The 4,906-nt window shown below is 42.7% G+C and carries 5 protein-coding genes; 4 read left to right on the top strand and 1 reads right to left on the bottom strand.

Annotation, left to right across the window (positions count from 1 at the left end):
- A partial coding sequence (locus Q0241_RS17480) for a PLP-dependent transferase (RefSeq protein ID WP_299379995.1) occupies window positions 1-429 on the top strand: 429 nt, incomplete at its 5' end.
- Window positions 430-498: 69 nt separating this feature from the next.
- Here the strand turns inward: Q0241_RS17480 and Q0241_RS17485 are convergent.
- The gene (locus Q0241_RS17485; protein WP_299379998.1) at window positions 499-918 is read right to left on the bottom strand and encodes an Lrp/AsnC family transcriptional regulator; all 420 of its coding nucleotides are present in this window, start codon (window positions 916-918) and stop codon (window positions 499-501) included.
- 126 nt (window positions 919-1,044) lie between these two features.
- Here Q0241_RS17485 and Q0241_RS17490 point away from each other — a divergent pair, with 126 nt between their 5' ends.
- The 3 genes from Q0241_RS17490 (at window position 1,045) to Q0241_RS17500 (ending at window position 4,769) form a co-directional block, all read left to right on the top strand.
- Window positions 1,045-1,356, top strand: coding sequence for a cupin (locus Q0241_RS17490; RefSeq protein WP_299380001.1), 312 nt, complete (start codon window positions 1,045-1,047; stop codon window positions 1,354-1,356).
- A gap of 115 nt (window positions 1,357-1,471) precedes the next feature.
- Complete coding sequence (locus Q0241_RS17495) at window positions 1,472-2,593, top strand: substrate-binding domain-containing protein (protein WP_299380003.1); 1,122 nt, start codon at window positions 1,472-1,474, stop codon at window positions 2,591-2,593.
- Complete coding sequence (locus tag Q0241_RS17500) at window positions 2,571-4,769, top strand: ATP-binding protein (protein ID WP_299380005.1); 2,199 nt, start codon at window positions 2,571-2,573, stop codon at window positions 4,767-4,769. The genes Q0241_RS17495 and Q0241_RS17500 overlap by 23 nt, the downstream gene beginning before the upstream one ends.
- Window positions 4,770-4,906: the final 137 nt, after the last annotated feature.

Below are 4,906 nucleotides of genomic sequence, written 5' to 3' on the forward strand. Positions count from 1 at the left end.
AAGGGGCTTGAGACACTTGCCCTGCGCGTTGACCGGATGAGCGATAATGCCTTGGCGCTGGCACACCATATGGAAGGACTGCCGGGTCTCAAAAAGGTGATCTATCCCGGTTTGAAATCACATCCGCAATACGATCTTGCTATGGCGCAGATGTCTGGCAAGGGGAGTACGTTGATTGGTCTTGAATTAGAGGGAGGTAAAGAGGCTGCCTTTAAAGTTCTAAACCGTCTTCGTGTTGCGGATATTTCAAATAACCTTGGAGATTCCAAGACTTTGATCACCCACCCTTCCTCGACGACGCATCAACGCTTGAGCGAAGAAGAGCGTTTGGCCGTTGGTATTACACAGGGCTTCTTGAGAATATCGGTCGGTCTTGAAGATGCGGATGATTTGAAAGAAGATTTGGAACAGGCTATTCGAGCTTTATAATCTTACTGTTCTCGGATGTAAGTATAAAAGGTCACCAATTATGGTGGCCTTTTATGGTTTAAGGCGATCCTATTTTTGAAAATGGGTTTTTAAAATGGTCGACGTCGATACTTCACTAACTTCTGGATAGTTTGAAACAAGTTCTCTGATCTCATTGGCTTCTTGGGTGGTTTCCAGAGCAAGCTCTATGACCATATCGATTGAGCCACCCAAAGAATGGCAAGCTGTAACGGATGGAATTCTTTCTAGGCGAGGCGCAATGATTTCGCAGGACGGTAGATGCGTCTTAACCATGAGGTAGAGCCTGATTTTTGTTTTTTTGTTCGTCGGTTTGAGGGTGTAACCCGTTATTTCACCATCTTTTTCTAATCGTTTAATTCGCTCTACCAATGCGGTTCTTGATAAATCTATGCCTGCAGCGAGCTCTTTTATTGAAGCGCGAGCATTTTGTCTTAGTAACAGCAAAAGTTTCTGATCTTTGGTGTCCAAAAGGGCCTCATATATCGGTCAATCATAGTTATAATAACAGGCTGTACAACACATCATGCCTATTTAGATATCAGAGGCCAGCTTTAAAATAGTGGCTATGGAATTGATATTTATTAGGAGGTTAAAATGAATTTTCTCAACGCGAGTGATTTTGCCGGAGAAAAGGCTTGGGATGCATTGGACTTGGCAGTTGTCGAAGGGGCATCCATACGTTTGCATTGGACGGATAAGCCTTATAAATGGCACGTAAATGATGGCAAGGAAGTATTTGTTGTTTTAGAGGGGAAGGTGAAGATGTTTTTTAAGGAGTATGGTGAGATACGTCACTATATGATGCGTGAAGGTTCGCTCTTTATCGCAGAAGAAGGGGAAGAACATGTTGCTCGCCCACAGGGAGTGGCCAGAGTTTTAGTCATAGAGAAAGTTGGAAGTGTTTGAAAATATTGTAAATTTAGTTCACGGCGCAAATACATCCAAAGGTTAACTTATATGTAATTTTTTACTGCAATAGTTGAACGCCAAAGTCCGTTATTTAGTTGCTAAAGGCGATTTAATGGTTGGTTGTTTTAAACGTGTAGGTTTTCTCTTTTTTCTGATTTTCGTATTTTTGGTTAAGTTGCCATCCCTAGGGTATGCGCAAAGTACACAAGAATATTGGTTGTTGAGTAAATATCTGAAGATGCACCCGGATCAGGTCGCGATTTCCGAGCAGTTCTTTGAACAGGTGCACGGCACTGCGGAGGCTTTTGGAGAGAACCAAGCTTCCCCAGTTAAAATTTTGATCGTGTATCCAGGTCTTCAATTTTCTGATTACTGGCGGCGTTCTATAGCTTCGTTCGAAGGCAGGATGAAGGAGCTTAATATTTCCTATGAGCTGTCGTCTCATTTTACCAAGGCTGGTACAGAAGTCGCGCTTCAGGGAAAACTGCTTGGACAAAGTGTTAATGATCCACCAGATTTTTTAGTTTTTACGCTGGATGCAACGAGACATAAGGGGATGATTGATCGTATAATTTCGGCCGGTAAGACCCGTGTACTGCTGCAAAATATCACATCACCGATTAAAGCATTCGAGAAAAAGCAACCTTTACTCTACGTCGGTTTTGATCATGGTGTCGGGGCACATATTTTAGCTGATCGCTATAAGAGTGAGTATCCTGATGGGGCTAATTATGCTATTCTTTATGGCACGCAGGGGTATGTAAGCAGCCTACGCGGGGGTGTCTTCCATAGAGAAATGTCTCAACATAAAAGCTCAAAACTTCTGGGGTCTTACTATGTTGATTTTAACCGTGAAAAGGCTTACCGGGCAACAATGGAGCTCTTAAATGAGAATGCTAATCTCGATTTTATCTATGCCTGCTCTACTGATATTGCCATAGGCGTAATTGATGCGTTGAGAGAGACAAAGCGATTGGGGCAGGTCAAGGTCAATGGTTGGGGCGGAGGAAGTAGCGAGCTTGCCGCAATAAGTCGAGGGGAAATGGATTTTACTGTTATGCGTATGAATGACGATAACGGGGTGGCAATGGCCGAAGCCATAAAGTTGGTACTGGCTGGAAAAGAAAAACAGGTTCCAACCGTTTTTTCTGGTGACTTTAAGATTGTTGATCAGTCAACAACCCCGGAACAACTTTTGATATGGAAAAAAGATGCCTTCCGGTACTCGGACTAGTATTTCAAAAGGAAGATATGTCTTCAGGCTGTCGACAGTCATTGCGGCAGCATTTTTGTGCTTGATGCTGGTGGTCTCAGGCGTTGTCAGTTTTGCCGGTTATTGGGGGGCCCGTGACGCGGTCCAAACTGATATCAGTAGTTTGGGAGAGAAAAGTAAAACCATTGGCCGACTTCTCTTTGATGCACATTTACAGGTATCCAAAAGTGTTCTGGATTTAACTGTTATTAATGAAAAAATTACAACGGGTTTACAGTCGGGGAATCATGAGCTTGTCGCAGAAGCGTTGAACGAGGCGTATTATTCACAACAGGATGGAGACCTTGATGTTTTGTTTGTCCAAATTGGGCAGGGAACTGAAACGATTGATGTAAGCGCATCGCTGTTTGAAACAGGCGGTTTGTTGGAACAGGCGCTCGCCAACAATCGAATGCGTTTTATTAACGAGATGTTTGTGACGGTTGAACAAGGGCAGACGCTCTATTCAATTCTGCATAAAAAGGAAATCCTACACCTTAATTCGGGGAAGGTACTGGGGTATTTATATGCCGGGGTTATTCTTAATGACGCGACATCTGTTCTGAATAAAATTAACAATAATGTTGATAGTTCATCTTTGGCTTTAGTATCTGGGGATATTGTTGTTTCTCAACTTAATAATACATCATCAGAAACGTATGCTGTGTCCAATGTGCTCACGGGTTCTAAAGATGTACTTGCCCTTTCTCTTCCTTTAGATATCGAAAGTTCTGACAATCAGTTTCTTGAGCTCAAAATATTTTATCCTCAAGAAACGGTAAAAAACTTGGGTCAAAATTATCTCGATATTGTTCTGACAATGGCCGTGATTACTTTTATATTATCGCTGTTGTCTGTTTGGGTTGTTCGTCGGTTTAGCCGGACAGCTATTCATAACTTAAAGGAATATGCTGCGTATATTTCCCTCGGAAAGAACCAAAAACAGTATGCCCCTTCAAGAATTAAGGAATTCAACGAAATAGGCGAAGTTTTGCATCAGGTTGTCCTGGATCTTGAAGAAACGGAAGCCCGTGCAGAAGCTATTCTCGATAACGCAAGTGCCGTAATTTATTATAAGGATGTTGAGGGGCGATATCTTTTTGTAAATAAAAGCTATGAAGATCTTTTTCAGGTCAAAAAAGACCAACTTATTGGTCGAAAAGGTATGGAACATATACCTGCTGATTTCTCAGAAGAAATGACAGGGAATGATCTGGAAGTTCTGAAACAGAATAAAGCGATGACTTTCGAGGAGCAGGCCCGTCACGATGATGGCATTCATACTTATTTGAGTGTGAAGTTTCCGTTAAAGTCAGGGGCTGGTGAAACCGTCGGTATTTGCGGTTTTGCGACAGATATTACGGATCGAATCGAGGCGGAAAAAGGTTTGAGGTCAGCTAAGGAACAGGCAGAATATGCAAATCGTAGCAAGCTAGAGTTCCTTGCTAATATGAGCCATGAACTTCGGACACCGTTGAATGCTGTGATTGGATTTTCTGATCTTCTGTCGATGCAGTTGAAGGAAACGCTGGATGAAAAGAAACTTCAATATATTGAGGATATCAATCAGTCAGGCATTTATTTACTAAGCCTGATTAATGATATTTTGGATGTTTCTCGGCTAGAGCTTCACAAAGTAAATATAGACGAGGACTATTTTGATCTGAACAAAACGCTAAAAGATGCGTGTCGCATGCTCAAGGCGAGAGCTGAAGATGCAAGAGTTGACCTTAAGATAGAGCCTTTTGAGGCTTTACCCGAGATGATCGGGGATCAAAGGCGTGTGAAGCAAATAATATTGAACCTTGTTAGTAATGCGATAAAGTTTACGCCAGAACCAGGGACGGTACGGGCGAGTACTTTGCTCAATGAGAAGAGTGAAATTGTTCTTCGGGTGTCTGATACAGGGGTTGGTATTGTCGAAGACGATTTAGCTCGTGTCCTTGATCCATTTGCTCAAGTTGAAAATAGCATGACGCGAACACGAGAAGGATCTGGATTGGGTCTGTCCTTGGTGCGGTCGCTCACCGATCTGCATAATGGTGATTTACGTATACACAGTGAGCTGGGAAAAGGCACAGAAATAACAATTTCGTTCCCTGCTTCCCGAACGACAAGTGATACCGTTTCCAATGGGGATCAGACAACGATCCACTAAAGTTGACCTCCACTAAAGCCGGCCCCTAATTATAGGGTTATAGGCTTAGTTTCATGCCCTCGTGGCTAGCTTTGAAGCCTAAATTTTCATAAAACTTGAGGGCTTCAGGGCGTGCCTTGTCTGTTGTTAGCTGGACG

Origin of the sequence: uncultured Kiloniella sp., from assembly GCF_937128705.1 — a bacterium.
Taxonomy (GTDB): Bacteria; Pseudomonadota; Alphaproteobacteria; order Kiloniellales; family Kiloniellaceae; genus Kiloniella.